This window comes from Clostridioides sp. ES-S-0005-03 (genome assembly GCF_020658455.1).
Taxonomy (GTDB): domain Bacteria; phylum Bacillota; class Clostridia; order Peptostreptococcales; family Peptostreptococcaceae; genus Clostridioides.
On the sequence record NZ_JACVWI010000002.1, the window covers coordinates 29,682 to 48,929 of the forward strand.

At 28.3% G+C, this 19,248-nt stretch carries 17 protein-coding genes; 1 reads left to right on the forward strand and 16 read right to left on the reverse strand.

What is annotated here, in order from left to right; genetic code table 11:
* Nucleotides 1–16: 16 nt before the first annotated feature.
* The 11 genes from IC218_RS09365 to IC218_RS09415 form a co-directional block, all read right to left on the reverse strand.
* Complete coding sequence (locus tag IC218_RS09365) at nucleotides 17–631, reverse strand: MBL fold metallo-hydrolase (protein ID WP_227434491.1); 615 nt, start codon at nucleotides 629–631, stop codon at nucleotides 17–19.
* Nucleotides 632–645: 14 nt separating this feature from the next.
* Nucleotides 646–1,095, reverse strand: coding sequence for a D-aminoacyl-tRNA deacylase (gene dtd / locus IC218_RS09370; protein WP_227824274.1), 450 nt, complete (start codon nucleotides 1,093–1,095; stop codon nucleotides 646–648).
* A 24-nt stretch (nucleotides 1,096–1,119) separates the two neighbouring features.
* Nucleotides 1,120–3,327: a RelA/SpoT family protein gene (locus IC218_RS09375; protein WP_227434489.1), complete on the reverse strand. Its 2,208-nt coding sequence runs from the start codon at nucleotides 3,325–3,327 to the stop codon at nucleotides 1,120–1,122.
* Between the two features lie 73 nt (nucleotides 3,328–3,400).
* On the reverse strand, nucleotides 3,401–3,913 hold the full coding sequence (locus tag IC218_RS09380) for an adenine phosphoribosyltransferase (protein ID WP_227434488.1): 513 nt from the start codon (nucleotides 3,911–3,913) through the stop codon (nucleotides 3,401–3,403).
* Nucleotides 3,914–3,925: 12 nt separating this feature from the next.
* The gene (gene recJ, locus IC218_RS09385; protein WP_227824275.1) at nucleotides 3,926–6,376 is read right to left on the reverse strand and encodes a single-stranded-DNA-specific exonuclease RecJ; all 2,451 of its coding nucleotides are present in this window, start codon (nucleotides 6,374–6,376) and stop codon (nucleotides 3,926–3,928) included.
* 12 nt (nucleotides 6,377–6,388) lie between these two features.
* Entirely contained in the window at nucleotides 6,389–8,053 is a 1,665-nt protein-coding gene (locus IC218_RS09390; RefSeq protein ID WP_227824276.1) for an ABC1 kinase family protein, read from the reverse strand.
* Between the two features lie 301 nt (nucleotides 8,054–8,354).
* Complete coding sequence (locus tag IC218_RS09395; protein ID WP_227824277.1) at nucleotides 8,355–8,849, reverse strand: gamma carbonic anhydrase family protein; 495 nt, start codon at nucleotides 8,847–8,849, stop codon at nucleotides 8,355–8,357.
* Nucleotides 8,850–8,877: 28 nt separating this feature from the next.
* Nucleotides 8,878–10,257 carry a thioether cross-link-forming SCIFF peptide maturase gene (gene scfB, locus IC218_RS09400; RefSeq protein ID WP_227434484.1) on the reverse strand — a complete coding sequence of 460 codons (1,380 nt, stop codon included), beginning with the start codon at nucleotides 10,255–10,257 and terminating at the stop codon, nucleotides 8,878–8,880.
* Between the two features lie 361 nt (nucleotides 10,258–10,618).
* Nucleotides 10,619–10,759, reverse strand: a complete 141-nt coding sequence (locus IC218_RS09405) for a cyclic lactone autoinducer peptide (RefSeq protein ID WP_227824278.1) — start codon at nucleotides 10,757–10,759, stop codon at nucleotides 10,619–10,621.
* Nucleotides 10,760–10,762: 3 nt separating this feature from the next.
* Nucleotides 10,763–11,371 (reverse strand): accessory gene regulator ArgB-like protein, encoded by a 609-nt coding sequence (locus tag IC218_RS09410; RefSeq protein WP_227434482.1) that lies wholly within the window; start codon nucleotides 11,369–11,371, stop codon nucleotides 10,763–10,765.
* A 305-nt stretch (nucleotides 11,372–11,676) separates the two neighbouring features.
* The gene (locus IC218_RS09415) at nucleotides 11,677–13,107 is read right to left on the reverse strand and encodes a DUF4116 domain-containing protein (protein WP_227824279.1); all 1,431 of its coding nucleotides are present in this window, start codon (nucleotides 13,105–13,107) and stop codon (nucleotides 11,677–11,679) included.
* A 343-nt stretch (nucleotides 13,108–13,450) separates the two neighbouring features.
* Between IC218_RS09415 and IC218_RS09420 the strand changes: the two genes are divergently transcribed.
* The gene (locus IC218_RS09420) at nucleotides 13,451–14,116 is read left to right on the forward strand and encodes a hypothetical protein (protein WP_227824280.1); all 666 of its coding nucleotides are present in this window, start codon (nucleotides 13,451–13,453) and stop codon (nucleotides 14,114–14,116) included.
* 441 nt (nucleotides 14,117–14,557) lie between these two features.
* Here IC218_RS09420 and IC218_RS09425 read toward each other — a convergent pair whose 3' ends face one another.
* The 5 genes from IC218_RS09425 to IC218_RS09445 all read right to left on the reverse strand — a co-directional run bounded on the left by IC218_RS09425 (nucleotide 14,558) and on the right by IC218_RS09445 (nucleotide 19,074).
* Nucleotides 14,558–14,770, reverse strand: a complete 213-nt coding sequence (locus tag IC218_RS09425; RefSeq protein ID WP_227434479.1) for a hypothetical protein — start codon at nucleotides 14,768–14,770, stop codon at nucleotides 14,558–14,560.
* A gap of 139 nt (nucleotides 14,771–14,909) precedes the next feature.
* Nucleotides 14,910–15,998, reverse strand: coding sequence for an IS200/IS605 family element RNA-guided endonuclease TnpB (tnpB, locus tag IC218_RS09430; protein ID WP_227824281.1), 1,089 nt, complete (start codon nucleotides 15,996–15,998; stop codon nucleotides 14,910–14,912).
* 31 nt (nucleotides 15,999–16,029) lie between these two features.
* Nucleotides 16,030–16,368, reverse strand: coding sequence for an IS200/IS605 family transposase (gene tnpA, locus IC218_RS09435; RefSeq protein ID WP_227824282.1), 339 nt, complete (start codon nucleotides 16,366–16,368; stop codon nucleotides 16,030–16,032).
* A gap of 471 nt (nucleotides 16,369–16,839) precedes the next feature.
* Complete coding sequence (gene ptsP, locus IC218_RS09440; protein ID WP_227434477.1) at nucleotides 16,840–18,552, reverse strand: phosphoenolpyruvate--protein phosphotransferase; 1,713 nt, start codon at nucleotides 18,550–18,552, stop codon at nucleotides 16,840–16,842.
* Between the two features lie 261 nt (nucleotides 18,553–18,813).
* Complete coding sequence (locus IC218_RS09445) at nucleotides 18,814–19,074, reverse strand: HPr family phosphocarrier protein (RefSeq protein ID WP_003422895.1); 261 nt, start codon at nucleotides 19,072–19,074, stop codon at nucleotides 18,814–18,816.
* Nucleotides 19,075–19,248 lie beyond the last annotated feature (174 nt).

Genomic DNA, 19,248 nt, shown 5'->3' on the forward strand with positions numbered 1-19,248 from the left:
AAATATTAATATAAAATTACATGTAAGGATTTGTCTTCTTTTCAACACCTAGAGTACTAGTTGGCCCATGACCAGGATATACTCTAACAGCATCTTCATATTTACATAATTTTTTAAGTGATTTCTCCATTTGGTGGAAATCTCCACTATATAAATCAGTTCTACCAATACTTCCAGCAAACAAAGTATCTCCTGTGAACATGTCATCTTCAACTCTTATACACATACATCCTTGTGTATGACCTGGTGTATGCAAGAAAGTCATTTTTAATTCACCAAGTTCCATTTTATCTTTATCATTTACATATATATCTGCATCAAATTCTTGTGCGCCACATCTCATTGTGTAACTTAAGTTTTTATTTTTATCATTTAATAATTCTTTTTCATCAGTATGTGCAACTACCTTAGCACCAGTCTTATCTTTAATATCTTTAACATACCCTATATGGTCACCATGTCCATGAGTAAGAATTATATATTCAACATTCAATCCATTTTCTTTGACAAAGCTTAATGTATCTACTAAACTTCCTCCTGGGTCTATAACTGCACATTTTTTAGTTTTTTCATCACCTAACACATAAGTGTTTACTCCAAAATAACTATCTACAAATTTTTTTATAACCATTAAAGTTTTCCCCCTTAAAAAGATTTACTTGAGTCTAATAGTATTGTTACTGGTCCATCATTAGTTAATTCTACCATCATATGAGCTGCAAATTGACCTGTACCTACTGTTACACCTTTATCTTTGGCTTTTTTTACAAATTCTTCATACAAATCATTTGCAAGTTCTGGTCTAGCTGCGTTACTAAATCCAGGTCTTCTTCCTTTTCTACAGTCTCCATATAAAGTAAATTGAGATACTACTAAAAGCTCTCCACCTATGTCCATTAGAGATAAATTCATCTTATCATTTTCATCTTCAAAAATTCTTAGGTTTAATATTTTATCAATCATGTAGTCTACATCACTCGATTTATCATCATGAGTTACTCCCAACAGTACTAGCAACCCCTTATTTACTTCACCTATAATGTTTTCATCTACTGTAACTTTAGATGAAGATACTCTTTGTACTACTGCTCTCATATTTTCCTCCCTATTATTTTAACTCTAATTTGTCATTCTATAAATACTTTCTACACCAGGAATTGCTTTTAATTTTTTCATTAGAATTTTCAATTCCTCAGTGTCATTAACTTCTACAAGTAGATTTATACTTACAATACTATCTTTTCCTTTTCTTGCATTTATTCCATTTAAGCTAAGTTTATCCATTGCAACAATATGAGTTATTTCATTAACAATTCCTCTTCTGTCGACAGCCTTTATTTGAATCTCTGCTTCAAACTTGCCTTTACCTGCTGAACTCCATGACACTTCCACTAATCTATTTTGGAAGAAGTCTCCATTGTTATTTGCATTTGGGCAATCCGCTCTGTGTATAGCTACACCTCTACCTTTAGTGATATATCCTACAATCTCATCTCCTGGAAGTGGATTACAACATTTAGCAAACCTTACTAAGATATTATCAAGTCCTTTTACTACAATACCTTGTGATGAATTTTTCTTTCTCTTTTTGCTGTATTCTGTTTCGCTCATATTGTGTTTATTTAAATCTTCTTCTTGCATCTGTTGTTCTTTTTTTACTTTTTTAATTTCTTTTAAATACAAGTCTTTTACTTTAGATACAACTTGAGATGACATTATACCACCATAACCCACAGTGGCAACTAAGTCTTCAACACTTGGCTGATTAAACTTCTTGGCAACTAATGCCATGTATTTTTCAACAAGAGGGTCTTTCTGTGGTATATCATGTTTCTTAAACTCTCTTTCTAATATGGTATTCCCACGGTCAACATTTTCTTCTCTTCTTTCTTTTTTGAAAAATTGTCTAATTCTACTTTTTGCATTTGGTGTTTTTACTATGTTAAGCCAGTCTCTACTTGGACCATTAGAATTAGATGATGTAAGTACTTCAACAATGTTACCATTTTGAAGCTTATAATCAATAGGTACTATTCTTCCATCAATTTTTGCTCCAACACATTTATTTCCTACATTTGTATGGACTCTATAGGCAAAATCTATAGGAGTTGATTCTGCTGGTAATTCAATTACATCTCCTCGTGGAGTAAATACATAAACCTGACTATTAAATACATCTTCTTTAAGTGCATCCATAAATTCTTGTGGGTCTTTTAAATCTTTTTCCCACTCCATCATTTGTCTTAACCACTGAAGTTTCTCTTCAACTTTTACTTCTTTGCCAGAAATACCTTCTTTGTATTTCCAGTGTGCTGCAATACCATTTTCTGCTATATTATGCATTTCATGAGTCCTTATTTGTATCTCTAAAGGCTCTCCATCAGGCCCTACAACAGTAGTGTGCAATGATTGGTACATATTTGGCTTTGGCATTGCTATATAGTCTTTAAATCTGCCTGGGATAGGTCTCCATAATGTATGAACTATACCAAGTACAGCATAACAGTCTTTCACATTATCTACCAGTATTCTTACAGCTGTTAAATCAAAAATTTCTTCAAAAGTCTTGTGTTTTTTCTGCATCTTTCTATAAATACTGTAAAAATGCTTTGGTCTACCATATACATCACATGGTATACTTAAATCTTTAAACTTATCTTTAAGAAGCTCAACAATCCCTTGTATATAGTCTTCTCTTTGACTTCTCTTCATTGACACTCTATCAACTAATTCATAGTACCCTTCTGGGTCCATAAACCTTAATGCTCTGTCTTCTAATTCCCACTTTATCTTAGATATACCTAATCTGTGGGCTATACCTCCATAAATCTCTAAAGTTTCTTTTGCTTTATACTTTGCTTTTTCTGGAGGCATGTATTTTAACGTTCTCATATTATGCAATCTATCAGCAAGCTTTATAAGTATAACCCTTATATCTTTTGCCATTGCTAGAAACATTTTTCTTAAATTTTCAGATTGAGTTTCTTCTTTTGAACGATATTTTATCTGACCAAGTTTTGTTACTCCATCAACTAAATCCGCTACTTCTTTTCCAAATTCTTTTGTTATGTCTTCATAGGTATATTCTGTATCTTCTACAACATCGTGAAGCAAACCTGCTGTTATAGTTTCAATATCTAATTCCATCTCTATTAAAATATTTGCCACTGCCAATGGATGAATAAAGTATGGTTCCCCAGATTTTCTATATTGTCCATCATGCGCTTTTTTTGCAAGATTGTAGGCTTTTTCAACCTTTTCAAAATTTGCATTAGGTGCATAAACTTTTATCTTTTCAATTATTTCTTGTAATTCTTTATCATGCATATAACCACCTATTTTGTATAAAATTTTAATATATATGAAAATAGTTGGTGCTATACCAACTATTGTAAAAGTACTAGTATTTTATAAGAGAATTAACATCATAGTTAGATAACTTTTCTCTCCCATTTAAGAATTCTAGCTCAATTAAAAATTGCATAGAAACTACTTCTCCACCTAATTTTTCTACAAGCTTAGCAGCAGCTTCCATAGTTCCACCAGTAGCCAATAAATCGTCTACTATTGCCACTTTTTGACCTTTTTTAATTGCATCTTTATGTATTTCTAAAGTATCCGTACCATACTCTAATCCATACTCATAACTCTCAACTTCTCCTGGTAACTTTCCAGGTTTTCTAATTGGAACAAATCCTACTCCTAGTGCATATGCTACAGGTGTACCCATCAAAAATCCTCTTGCTTCTGGACCTACTACTAAATCCACACCCTTGCTTTTCAATTCTTCAGCCATAGAATCTACTGCATATTTAAATGCCTCGCCGTCTTTAAATAGAGTTGTAACATCTTTAAAATCTATACCTGGCTTTGGGAAATCATCAATATTCCTTATAAAGTTTTTTAAATCCATGGGAAACGCCTCCTAATAACTGCTATTGTATTGTTTTTCTAATTTTTTTAGATTATTGAGTATTAAACTCTCATTTAAGTCTAATTTTTTCTGTGGTTTTGGCAATATTCTTATGAGTACAGAATTTTTTTCATAATTTAAATTAAAGTCAAGTAAATTTAATTCTCTAAACACATTCAATATCGTAAAAAACTTTAATGGAATTACATTAAAAGTTCCCTTTATATTTACCATATCCAAATCAATTTCTTTTTTTATAAGTGCTTGTTTATAAATTGTTATAAATTCATCTCTTGATGGAACTATATTACTAACTACATTCTTTAAATATAATAGGTCTGTTTTATTATAATATTTTATAATTTCACTTTCTTCTCTTTTATTCTCATATATATACGAATATTCGCCTTTATTGTATAAATAATCATAAAGAATAATATTATTATATCTTTTTAAGTCTATTTTATCAATATTAGGAGAAAATATAAGCTCTAATTTATCAGTATTTTTGTTAATATCTTCAATAATATTGTAATTTATGTTAAAATCCAAATCTATAAGTGATACATCTGATATTGCTCTATAGAATCCATTTATAGAATTAGATATTATCAATGTCTCTTTTTCAAAATAATCAAATATATTTATATCTGTATTTCCATCAAATAATTCAAAACCAGACTCAGATATATTATACAAGCTTTGTGAATCTTTTGGTATTATTTTTGACATTAATTTTAGCGAAAGTTTGTCATTACTTGCACTTTTAGGTCGAGCTAATCTAATATCTTTAAGTAGAAACTGCACTTTCCTATTTCCCATATAGTTGTTCTCATCTAGTTGGAACAATACATCTACTTTATCTCCTACTTTGAATAATGATTTTAAATGACTCATGTTAAATCCTATACATTCATAGCACTTTTCATTTTCTATGCTTAATTTCAAATGTTGTTGATTTTTACCTATGATTTTTAAGTCTTTTAGAATATAGTTCCTAACTATAAATCTAGGATTAGGATTATTTAATCCAAATGGTTCTAACTTATGTAATTCCTCCACAAGATTTAAACTTATTACATTTTCTTGTAGTTCAAATTCAACATTTACATTTTCTATCATATCATCTTCAGTCAAATTATAATCTGCAAACTTATTTATTTCATTAGCCAAAGCTTCCACATTTTCTGAATTTAAAGACAATCCAGCTGCTTGCTCATGTCCACCAAACCTAGTCATTAAGTCTTTGCACTTTACAAGAGCCTCAAATATATTAAATCCTTTTATTGACCTTGCTGAGCCAGTAGCTTCTCCACCTTCTACACCTAAAAGAATCGTTGGTTTATAGTATTTTTCAGTCAACTTAGATGCTACAATTCCTATTATCCCATGTTGCCAACCTTCTTTAGCTAAAACCAATACTTTATCTTCATTATATCTACTATTGGACTTTAATATTTCCTCAGCTTCATGATACATCTGAGCCTCAATCATCTGTCTTTCATTATTTTTTTCTTCCAATATATTAGCTATTTCAACAGCTTCATCTTTAGATTGAGTAGTAAATAACTCAACACCCAAATAAGAATATCCTAAACGTCCTGATGCATTTATTCTAGGCCCAATTGCAAAGCCTATATGAGAAGAACCTATTTTTTCACTTTCTACACCACAAACTTTTATAAGCTCTCTTAATCCAATATTTTTGCCTTCTTTCATTAATTTTAAACCATTTTTTACAATTATTCTATTTTCATCCACAAGTGGAACAATATCACAAATAGTTGCCAATGTTACTATTTCTAAATAATCATACATACTAGTCTTAAAATCTTCTTCTGGAGTAAGTGCTTGTATCATTTTAAAGGCTACACCACATCCACATAATGCATCAAATGGATAGTTACAATCTTCTTGCTTTGGATTTATTACTGCAAAAGCTGAGGGAATTTCATTTTGGCATTCATGATGGTCTGTTATTATAACATCTATACCCAAATTATTTGCTAGGTTAACCTCAGATACTGATGTAATTCCACAATCAACACTTATAATCAAGTCACATCCCCTAGAGCTTATAAGCTTTATAGCCTCTTCATTTATACCATAGCCTTCTTCTAGTCTATTTGGAATATAGTAATCCACATGATATCCTATACTATTAAAATATAAGCATAAAATAGAAGTAGAAGATACACCATCAACATCATAATCTCCATAAATCCAAATTTTTTCTTTTTTATCAATAGCTGACTTTATTCTATCTACAGCCTTTTGCATATCTTTCATTAATAAAGGGTCTCTTAAATAGTCTAAAGATGGATTCATGAATATTTCTGAATCTTTTTCAGTATATATACCTCTATTTTTTAAAATTTGGCAGATTTCCGGGGAAATATTAAGTTTTTTGCTAAATTCACTTTCCTCTATCTTCCCTTTATATTTCAGTGTCCATTTTTTCAAATTTAATTCCCCCTAATCTTTTTTGTATTTTGACCTAATACTTCTTATAACTAAGCATAGCCCTATTATAAAAGAAATAAAGAACCCTGCTATAGCAGTAAATTTTATCCATATATTATTTTCTATATTTGGTGATGCAATTATAAGTGAAGAACCTACTATGATGGATGCTAATACTAAACTTAATGACATTTGAGAAGTTAATTCTGTTATACAAATTTCTAATTTTGTCATTTTAACATCTTCAATTTGCATTTTTATATTATTTCTTTCTACATTTCTTAAGATTGCTTTTAACTGTTTTGGAATAGTTTTTACGTCAAGCAATATCTCTTCCACATTTTGTCTTGAATTTAAAACTACATTCTTAGGATTGAATTTACTTTTATAATGATGCTTCATAAACTCTTTTCCCATAGAGCCAAGAGAAAAATCTGTATTCAAGGTTCTACTTGTACCCTCTAATGTTATAATAGTCTTTGCAAGTGTTACAAACTGTGCAGGCATAATTATCTTATACTGTCTAAAAAATCTAAACAATTCATTTAATATATCTGTCACATTTATCTTTTCTATAGAGATATCATAGTAGTAATGTATGAGATACAATAAATCCTGTCTAAGACCTTTAACATCAGCTTCTCCATTTAATGCATCCATTTCTATTAATAAGTAAATTATTTTATCAACATTTTTTTCTACACCTGCTAATGCAATTTCATTTAATTGGTTCAAAGTTCTATTATCAATAATTCCAATCATTCCAAAGTCTATATATGCTATCTTGTTTCTGCCAACTATAAATATATTACCTGGATGTGGGTCTGCATGAAAAAAACCATGTGACAATACCTGTATAAAAAAAGACCTAACACCTATTTCGACAATAGTTTTTGTATTGTAGCCTAATTTTCTTATTTTTTCTACATCACTTAACTTTGTGCCATTAACTTTCTCCATTACTAAAATTCTCTTACTGTTATATTCTGAATATACTTTTGGTATATATACTTCATCACTATTTTTAAATATCCTAGAAAATTTAGTTGCATTTATAGATTCAAAATTGTAGTCAAGTTCTCTCATTAATTGAGTTTGAAATTCTTCTATCATTTGCTCTAAATCTAAATTAAAATCTTTTTTTAAGTCTTTTAATGTATGTGCAATAGTTCTAAGAATCTCCAAGTCAGATTTTATTATCTTCTCTATATTTGGCCTTTGAATTTTTACAATCACTTCTTCTCCTGTTTTAAGTATTCCTTCATAAACTTGACCAATTGAAGCTGCTGCTATTGGTTCTTCTTTAAATTCTGAGAATACTTCTTCTATGCTTAAGCCTACTTCTTCTTTAAATATTTCAATGGCTATATTTGAATCAAATTTTTCTACATCATCTCTAAGCTTTGATATTTCATCAATTATATCTTGGTCTAACAAGTCTTTTCTTGTACTCAATATTTGACCTATTTTTACATATGTAGGTCCTAGTTCTTCTAAGACTCTTTTCATTCTCTCACCAGTTGTCATATTTTTTATTTCTTCTGGTGGGTCAAATAGTGGTATTTTATATGCTATGCCCTCTATATTTAATCTTTCTACAATAAAACTAAAACCATACTTTATCAAAATATATCCAATTTCTCTATATCTCTTTAAATTCCTATAACTTATTCTCAAATTTTTTCACTCCTAGAATAGGTATACCCAAAAACTTACACCTTAATTTATCTCTGTCTACGACATTATTTTACTAATTGATACTCTAATATCTTATATCCTCTTTAATATTTAATTTTATCACATATACTAGTAATTTTATTAAATTTCTTTAACTCAGTTAATTTTTATTTTTGACATTTCATACCTATTCTAAACAACTGCTTTCTCAAAATTAAAATACCAACTAACCTAATAAAATAAATTAGTGGTTGCCTCAAAACAAATTTAAGCATGTTTTGAAACAACCACTCTTTAATTGTTATTTTTGATTTTGTGCTGCTTCTAAATACCATTGATATGACTCATCAATATATTTTTTATCTTCTTCAGTAAGTTCTCTAACTACTTTTCCGGGAGAGCCCATTATTAAAACTCCTGGTGGGAACTTTTTATTAGATGTAATTAATGTACCTGCTCCAATTAAAGTGTATTCTCCTATTTCAGCATTATCTAGTATTATTGAACCCATTCCAATTAAAACATTGTCACTAATTTTGCAACCATGAACTATTGACCTATGCCCTACTGTTACATTATTCCCAATTACAGTATTTTCATCTCCATGTACTATTGAACAGTCTTGTATATTAGTATTTTCTCCAATAGTTATTGGTCCTTCATCTCCTCTAACTACTGCATTGTACCATACACTTGAATCTTTACCGATTTTAACATTTCCAATTATATCTGCTGATTTTGCTACAAAGACACTTTCATCAATTAAAGGTTTATCTTCTAAATAATCTCTAATCATATATAAACAACTCCTTTAAGATATAAATTTAATTATTTGCTCCTTCTAACATTAATTTTGCTTGTATCATAATAGAACATTCTGTACGCTTTCTTTGCATTTCACAGCCCAACTCATATGGTTTTGATATATCATTGTTGAAGTTTATTGCATTTGCATGACATCCACCTGAACAATAGAACTTATTCCAACATTTTTTACACTCTTCCTTAGTATATACATGAGCTTCTCTAAATGTATTTTTTAACTTTTCTGGAAGTACAATTTCTTTATCCAATATATTTGCCATTTTAAATTCTTCATTTCCAACAAATTGATGACATGGGTATATGTCTCCACTTGGTGTTACAGAAAGATACTCATTTCCAGCACCACATCCAGTTATTCTCTTTATTACGCATGGTCCTTGATTTAAATCTATCATAAAATGGAAAAATTTAAATCCATCTCCTTGTAACTGTCTATCTGCATACTCCACCGCAAATTTTTCATATTCATCAAATATTTTTGGTAAATCTTCCTCTCTAAGTGCATATGGATTACTTTCATCTCCAACAACTGGCTCTACAGATGTTAATTTAAACCCTAAATCTGCAAAATGCATAACATCTTTAGAAAAATCTAAGTTATCTCTTGTGAATGTACCTCTTATATAGTAATACTTATCTTTTGCTCTTCCTTCTACAAGTTTTTTAAATCTTGGCAATGTAATATCATAACTACCTTTGTCATTTAAAGTTGGTCTCATATTATCATTGACTTCTTTTCTTCCATCTAAACTTAAAACTACATTATGCATATTTTCATTTATATAATCTATAATTTCATCATTTAACAGCACACCATTTGTAGTTATTGTAAATCTTATATTTTTATTATAATCCTTTTCAATACTTTTCCCATATTCAACTAATTGCTTTACAACTTCAAAGTTCATTAGAGGCTCTCCACCAAAGAAATCTATCTCTAAGTTTTTTCTACTTCCAGAATTGGCAATCAAATAATCTATTGCTGCTTTACCGACTTCAAAACTCATAAGTTCTTTTTCTCCACCAAAATCCCCTTGAGCTGCAAAGCAATACTTACATTTCAAATTACAATCATGTGCTACATTTAAACATAATGCTTTTACTACAGGCTCTCTATGTACAAAGCTTGGATGATATTGATATGTATCTTCTGTATATAAAAGACCTTCTTTTTCTAAATTTAATATTTCTTCATATGCTTCATTTATTTTTTCTTCTTGATATTTAGATTTTAATATATCTAGTACTTCTTCTTTACTTTTTTCTTTATAAAAATCTAATAAATCGTATGCAACATCATCTAATACATGAACAGCTCCTCCATTCACATCTAAAACGATATTATATCCATTCATAGAAAATTTATGTATTATACTCATAACCTACCTCCTAAACTACTATCTATACTAAAGTTTTTTACTGTTTTAATTAAACTTTACCCTTCATTATATCATACAGTTTGCTTAAAATACATACAATACAAAAATGACTTACTACTCGTAAGTCATTTCAATGGATACACTATATCCCCCTAAATTAGCACACTTATACATTACAAAATAAAGTATATTATGTACTCATAAAATAAAATTTTTGTATCTAATTACTTATTTTATATTTATTAAAAGTATAATAAGTTCTTTTTATAATAATTCTATATAAATAATTTGCTTATTTTGTATTTATTAAACCATAATATTTCTTATAATTATTTCATATAAATAATTGCTTGTTTTTAATTTATCTTTTTAAATTCTTAATTTCTTTTGGTACCTTGGGTTGATGTATAATCCATGGACAAGTGCTATTTGCTGACAAAATTGCAGTACTCAGTGCTAATGAACTAGCACACTTCATAATTTTCACAATAAACTTTTTCATAATTTAATTCTCCCTCGTACACATTTTACTTATATTCTTTTTAGATTTTAATTTACCTAATACTAGCATTATACAAATCCAAAACATTGCAAAAGCACTATATATAAAGTAATCCATAAATACATTTGATGAAAAACTTGAAACTGTCATTAACAAGACTACTGTAGACATAGATATAGCAATTTTTTTATAAGTTAACTTTTCTATCTCACTTATAGGATTACTTTTATGCTCTACTGGACACATGATGCAAATTCCAATCCAACTAATACTAGCAATAATCATAATAATATTTTTAAATAAATATACATTTAGATTTTCTATAATAAATATTGTAGATAAGATTATAAAAATAAAGGTTAATAGACATCTAAAATAGTTATTTGCATGATACCCTCCAGAAAATTGTCTTATTGGACAGTAACATATTAAAAAAAATAATATATATGTAAATTTCCCAAATAAAAAACCTAAGAGTAGTATGGTCGTTATATTAACTATAAAAGCAATTAATATTTCAAATCCATAAGAATACACCCTAGATTCATGGTTATCTATCATGTTGTTATAAATTAAAACAGATGTCATTTTATCAGCATATCTCTTAAACATTATTACCTCCAGAAAAAAATTTTACATATATAGAATAGCGTCTTTTTTGAGAAAATTCAATATATTTTTCAAAACTAGTTATTGAAATTGTAAAACTGGTCAAAAAAAGACCTATATAATCATTTTGTTATTTTTTATATAATAAAAAAGTTATAATAAAAGAGTTTTATTAAGCTTTATATGCATAAAAGCACATAACTTATAGCATATAAGTTATGTGCTTTTATTTTTATTATAAATCCTTAATTTTATATTTATTTTTATGATACACCTTAGTTTTGCTTTTATTTTCGTAATATATATGTTTAACTTTGTTTTTGCTTCACATATTGAAGTGCTTTTCTATTCTGTTTTACTGCCTCTAAACAAACTTTTTCTGTTTGATTTTCTACATATTCCAAAGCTCTATAATTCTGTTTTACTGCTTCTAAACATATCTTTTCTGTTTGATTTTTAACATATTTTATCATTCTATAATCTTGTCTTACTGCCCTTAAACAAATATCCTCTGTTTGTTCTTTTACATATTTAAGTGCCTCAAAACTTTGATTTACTGCTTCCAAACAAACCTTTTCTGTTTGCTCTTTTACATATTGTATAGCACTGTAATTTTCTTTTACCGCCTCTATACACATTGATTCTGTTTGCTCTTCTATATATTTAAGAATATTTCCATTTTGCTTTACTGCCTCTAAACATACTTTTTCTGTTAGTATCTTTATATAGGTCAATATTTCTTTTATTTCAAAATCTTTAAATGAGCCCCTTATAGCTTCTATACATATTTCTTCTGTCTGTTTCTTTACATATTGTAATACTTTCCCATTTTGTCTTACTGCCTCTAAACAAATATTCTCTGTCTGCTCTTTTACATATTGTAGTGCTCTTCCATCATTTCTTACTGCCTCTAAACAGATTTCTTCCGTCTGCTTATTTACATATTGAAGAGCCATATAACTTCGTCTTACTGCTTCTATACATATTTTTTCTGTCTGTTCATTTACATAATACAAGGCAAAATCATTTTGCTTTACTGCTTCTATACATATTTCTTCTGTCTGTTCTTCTACACAAGGCAATGCACTGTAGTTTTCCTTTACTGCTTCTAAACATATACTATTATTTTGTTCCTTAACATAAGCTAAAGACTTTCCATCTTTTTTTACTGCTTCTAAGCATATTGTTGGAGTCTGTTCTTTTATATCCTTTAATATTTCTGCCACATCATTTTTTGATGCCCTTTCTATTAATTCTAAGCATACCTCTTCTGTCTGCTCTTCAACAAATCTAAAAACTTCCATAACATCATGAGTTGATGCACTTCTTATAGCTTCAATTAATATATTTTCTGTCTTGTCGTTTACGTAATATAAGGCTCTATAATTCTGTTTTACGGCCTCTATACATATAGCTTCGGTTTGATTTGTTATGTATTTGAGAGCTTTATAAGTCTGCTTTACTGCCTCCATGCACACCCTATCAGTCTTATCTTTTACAAATTCTATTATTGTACCATCTTGCCTTACTGCTAGTAAACACATTTCTTCAGTTTGATTTTCTATGTCTTTTAATTCTCTATAGTCATATTTCACTCTGCTTAAGTCATTTAAATGTACATTATTATCTTCTTCTGAATTATCCTCATTAATTTCTATATCATCCTCAAATTCTTCATCATCTAAATAGTCATCTTTATCTGGCAAAAACATAGATTTAATTTTATTTTTTATATCCATAAAATTAACCTCCTTTAATACGATTTTATCATTAAAGTAAATCATTTTTAAGTATTTATTTAATTAATTTTATATTAAGTTCTTTTAAAAGTCCATTCATTGTCGATAGATTCTATTTTATATTAATAATTTAATTATAAACATGCGGGGTAATAAAGTTAATAGTGGACATTTTCCATCCCATTAGTATACACTATTTATATTTAATACTCATTTATAGTTATTTTTTTCAATTTTTTAATCATTTACTATATCATATTTATCCAATTTATGATATTATTTAAGTATAATATAAGTTTTATAAAGTATATTAAATATATTATAAGATGGAGGTCGAGTAATTTTGAAAGGAAACATAGTACAATATAATTTTGCAGATATAGAGGAAGAAGTATATTCATTGGATTATGCTATAGCATGGAATACAGACGAGGAAAACGTAAACATTATACCATTTACAAATAAATTCTGTAAAGAATCTATAGAATCTTTTTGTTTAGGTAAAATTGACAACTTTGTTGAAATATTAAATGAAGGCTTTGTTGAAAATCATCATTATGTACATTTGGATAAGATGGTAAGTGTTCCTAAGAAAAAAGTTAATTTAGTATATCAACAAGACACATATGGTTCTCTTTTAAGAGATAGCAATAGTAATCTTATTCCTGTAAAAATAACTTCAGAACAATCTAAGTCTATATCAAATAAGGTTGATTTATTTTGTGCTGGTGAAGAAAAATGTTTAATTAATATATTACTAAAGGCTGACCCATCATATGTTTTGGATGTAGATAGCATAAAAGATAAAAACATCTTAAATTTAGGTTATGAATCTATTGATAGATACAAAGAATACAACTTTGATGATGATAAGATTTTAATATTTTTTATAAATAAAAAGCGTTATTCTGTAATTATGAAAAAAACAAATAATTCTAATGGAGATTTAGCTACTAGAAACAATGTTATTAAGGAGTTATTTGCTAATAAAGCAGGAAATATCAACTAATCTTAGGATTTTAATGTGATAATTTTTGATTAAATAATAATATACAAAGTGGGAGTAGAAAAATCTACTCCCACTTATTTATAATAAACAAATAAATCCCTGAATCTATTGAGTGATTATAATTTTTAGATTGTACTAGCTTACATTTTTAAATTTACATTTTAAAATTTAAGGTGCACTTTCTACTCTAAACTTTAATCTCTACATCAATATCATCAACTGTAACACTTACAATTAAATCTTTAATAATCAAACCTTAGACCATATATATTAAAACTCAAATTAAATTCAGGATTTATCTGGATATCACATTAGAATTATACATTCATATTCAATATCTTAAGTTCTTAATTTATTTTACCCTTAATTCTATTATTAAATACTTTTAATTATTTTTCAATACAATATCAAATTTTAACATTAATAATTTTAAGTTTAAATTTATTTCGTAAATCCAGATACTTTCCACACTCCACCATCATTTATAACATCAATATTAATATCAGAAAAACCTAACTTCCCACCAGCTTTTTCTACCCCATCATTGGCAAATATTACATTATAACTTCTTTTATCTTTTTCTTCTTCTTCTCCTAAATCCATTTTTTCTATATATACAATTGTATCGCTATTAATATAATCTGGTAAATTCATTTCAAATCTAGTATCAGTGAACTACCATCCACTTAACTACCTACGGTAATGTTTGAAGTGGTGGCTTCTTGGTCAAGATAACTATTGTTATCAGTATCTCCAAGCTATTGGGCTAGTTCCTAACCCTTATGATTACCATTTATATGGCTAAGTTTAGTAAATTGATACTTGCATTGATATCTCTATCGTGGAATGCTCCACACTCTGGACATTCCCATTCTCTTAGTCCTAAGTTCTTCACTAATGGATTTTTATATCCACATTTAGAACATAATTGACTAGATGCAAAATTCTTATCTGCTACTATTATTTCTCTACCATACCAATTAGCTTTATATTCTAACATTCTTCTGAACTCCGACCAACTTGCTTCGCTTATAGCTTTCGCTAACTTATGATTTTTCACCATATTCTTTACCTTCAAGTCCTCAATAACTATAACTTGGTTTTCGTGTATTAGTTTAGTTGATAACTTATTTAGGAAATCTGCTCTTTGGTCTGATATCTTTTGATGCAACCTTGCTACCTTCAATCTTGCTTTATATCTATTATTGCTTCCTTTTTGTTTTCTTGATAAGTCCTTTTGTAGTTTAGTTAATCTTTTCTCTGATTTTCTAAAGTGTTTAGGATTATCTACTCTAAATCCATCGCTACATATTGCAAATTCTTTCAATCCAACATCTACACCTATTTTCTTATCAATAGTTTTTAGTTTCTCTATTTCAGTTTCTGCTAATATAGAAATATAATATCTATTACCTGGTGTTCTCGATATAGTACAACTCTTTATTTCTCCATCAAACATTCTATGTTGTTTTATCCTAACCATCGATTTTAGTTTAGGTAATTTTATATATCCATTTTCAATCCTTACAGTACCTTTTTGGTTGTTAGTAGTATAACTCTGATAGTTTATTTTCTTAGATTTGAATTTAGGAAAACCTACTGATTTATCTCTAAAAAAGTTTTTATAGGCTTTATCTAAATTCATTTGTTCATTTGCTAGTGCTAAACTATCAACTTCTTTTAGGAACTCATATTCCTTTTTGTAATGTGCAGGTGTAGGATATTTTATTTTTTTAATATCTAAGTCCTTGTTTTCCTCATATGCTTTAATCCTATCGGATAACATAAGATTATATATAAGTCTGCTACATCCAAAAGTTTTAGCAAAATATTCTTTTTGTTCGCTATTTGGATATAATCTATATTTATATGCTCTTAGCATATTATCCCTACTTTCCTTGATTTTCTATGTATTATTTTACAACATCCAATGGAGCTCCACCAGTTGTTACTAGACAATAATTTTTGCTCCAAAAGTATTCTTTCCATAAGGACTTACGAATACTTAGAAATTCATTCTTTATTCTTCTACTTGATGCTGATTTATAAGCATTTAGGAGTTTAGATATCTCTGTATTTGGTTTTACTTTGAATAACAAGTGCACATGGTCAATATCATGATTCCATTCTAGCAACTCCACTCCATAATTTGGGGAGATATCTACAAATATATCTTTTAGTCTATCTGATATAGAGTTATCTATTACTTTTCTTCTATATTTTATACACATAACTAAGTGATAGTGTAACAAAAATACTTAATGATTATTACTATCTAATTTCATTGTAGTTACTTCCTTTCAGTTTTTACTACTGATTTTATAATACAATACATTTTTTGAAAATCAAGTAAAATAAATAACCTATCGGTTAGGCTTACATCCTCCACCTCCTATGACGAGGAAGAGGAATTTCGCCATAGGAGGTTAAATATATACTCTTTAAACCATTCACCCTTAATATATATTACCATATTTCAAAAGTACATCCACATAACATTAATACATATTCAGGTGCAATTACCTAAAAAATAAGTCTACAAAAAACACAAACTATAATTAAGGTATTATAAATTTTAATTTATAATAATAAAAAAGCCATAGCATATAAAATAAACTATGGCTTTTCTTTACTTATTGAGTTATTCATATTATTTATAACATATCTACATGGATATTTTATATAATATAAGTTTGTAAATTACATATTATATATTTTATAAATTACATGTTAAAAGTTGTTTCAATATATCTTTTTATTTCTTCCGCAGTACCCATATTAAGTACTTCATCAGCTAATTTTTTCATATCCGCTTCTTTAACTGAAGTTATTAATTTTCTAGCAGGAAGTATTGATATTGGAGACATAGAAAACTCGTCTAATCCCATACCTAAAAGTATTGGTATCATTTTTTGGTCTCCAGCAGATTCTCCACACATACCTGCCCATTTACCTTCTTTATGTGCATTATCTATAACTGTCTTTATAAGTCTTAAAACAGCTGGATTAAATTGATTGTAAAGATAGCTTATCTTTTGATTCATTCTATCAACTGCACAAGTATATTGTATTAAATCATTAGTTCCTATTGAGAAGAAATCTACATGTTTAGCAAGTATATCAGATATTACAGCAGCAGATGGCACTTCTATCATCATACCGATTTCTACATCTTTAGCATAAGCTATACCTTCAGAATCAAGTTCTGCTAAAACTTCTTTTACAACTTCTTTAGCTTGTAATAATTCTTCTAAAGATGAAATCATAGGGAACATTATTCTCAATCTTCCATGAACACTTGCTCTATATAAAGCTCTTAATTGAGTCTTAAATATATCTGTTCTATCTAAACAAAGTCTTATTGCTCTGTAACCTAAAAATGGATTCATTTCAGGTTCCATAGTCAAGTAACTTAACTCTTTATCTCCACCTATATCTAATGTTCTTATAACTATAGGTTTACCTTCCATTCCTTCTAATACAGCTTTATAAGCTTCATATTGTATTTCCTCAGTTGGGAAAGAATCTCTATCCATATATAAAAATTCTGTTCTATAAAGACCAACACCTTCAGCATCATTCTTTATTAGACCTTCTATATCATTAGGAGTTCCTATATTACCAGCTAATTCCACGTGTTTCCCATCAAGAGTTACTGATTGCTTTCCTTTTAATAATTGTAATGCTTTTCTTTCCTCTTCATACTTAGCTTTTAACTCAGTGTATTTGCTTATAGTTTCTTCATCTGGATTAACGATTACTTCACCAGTATCTCCATTGAAAACTACAAAATCTCCATCTTTAACATTTGAAGTTATATCACTTAGTCCAACGATTGCAGCGATTTCTAAAGTTCTAGACATTATAGCTGTATGAGAAGTTCTTCCACCTATGTCAGTTAAAAATCCTAAAACCATTTTTTTGTTCATAGTTGCTGTATCTGATGGAGTTAAATCATGTGCTATTAATACTACTTCTTCACTTAAAGCAGATAAATCAACAACTTTGATTCCTAGTATATGTCTAAGTATTCTATTTGTAACGTCCTTTATGTCTGCTGCTCTTTCTTTCATATATTCATTGTCCATAGACTCAAACATACTAACAAACATTTCTTTTATTTCATTTAAAGCATATTCTGCATTTACATTTTCAGTTTTGATTTTATCAATTGCAGAACCAATTAACTCTGGGTCTTCTAAAACTAATAAATGTGCTTCAAATATTTCTGCCTCTTCTTCTCCTAATTCTTGAGAAGCTTTTTCCTTAACTTTTATTAATTCTTCTTTAGAAACTACAACTGCATTTTCTAATTTAGCAACTTCCGCTTCAACATTATCTATAGTTTTTTTCTCAATTACTAACTCACTATGCTCAACTACTAACGCTTTCCCTAAAGCAATACCAGGAGAAGCTCCTATTCCTTTGTAAGCCATAACCCTACCTCCTAAAAATATCTTCTGTATTTTGATTCCAAATTTATAATTAAAAATATCTTACTTATTTCATCATTTAAAATATTTATATTTTCATACCCAATTAATAATAATCTTAATCTTCTGATTAAATAAACATGAAAGTAACAAAGAAACTAAATATTTACAAACTTTTGTCTGTATATTTTTAATGTTTCTCTGTTACTTTTACTCTAAGCAATGATTAGATTATAAATACCAAATTTTTAGAAATTATTATATCTACTCTCCAAATCCACTTTCAACTAATTCAACCATTGCTGCTAAAGCTACTTCTTCATCTTCTCCATTTACAACTAATTTTAATTCTTCTCCTTGAGCTAAACCTAAACTCATTATTCCCATGATTGATTTTGCATTTACAGTTTTGTCTTTTGCCACAACTTCTACTGTTGATTTAAACTCAGCAGCCTTCTTAACAAACATTCCTGCTGGTCTAGCATGTAATCCACTTGCATTTTTGATACTAACTACTTTTTCCATTTTTTAAATCCTCCTATAAACCTAACATTTTATATTTTTTAAAATTGTTTTCCTATTTTTTACTTTAATGGCACTTAGTGGTACTTTTTTGTCCTATGGTCATTTTTTGTTCCCACTAGTGCTACAAAAATATTATACTACTAATATACACTTTTTTCGAGTATAATTACAAAT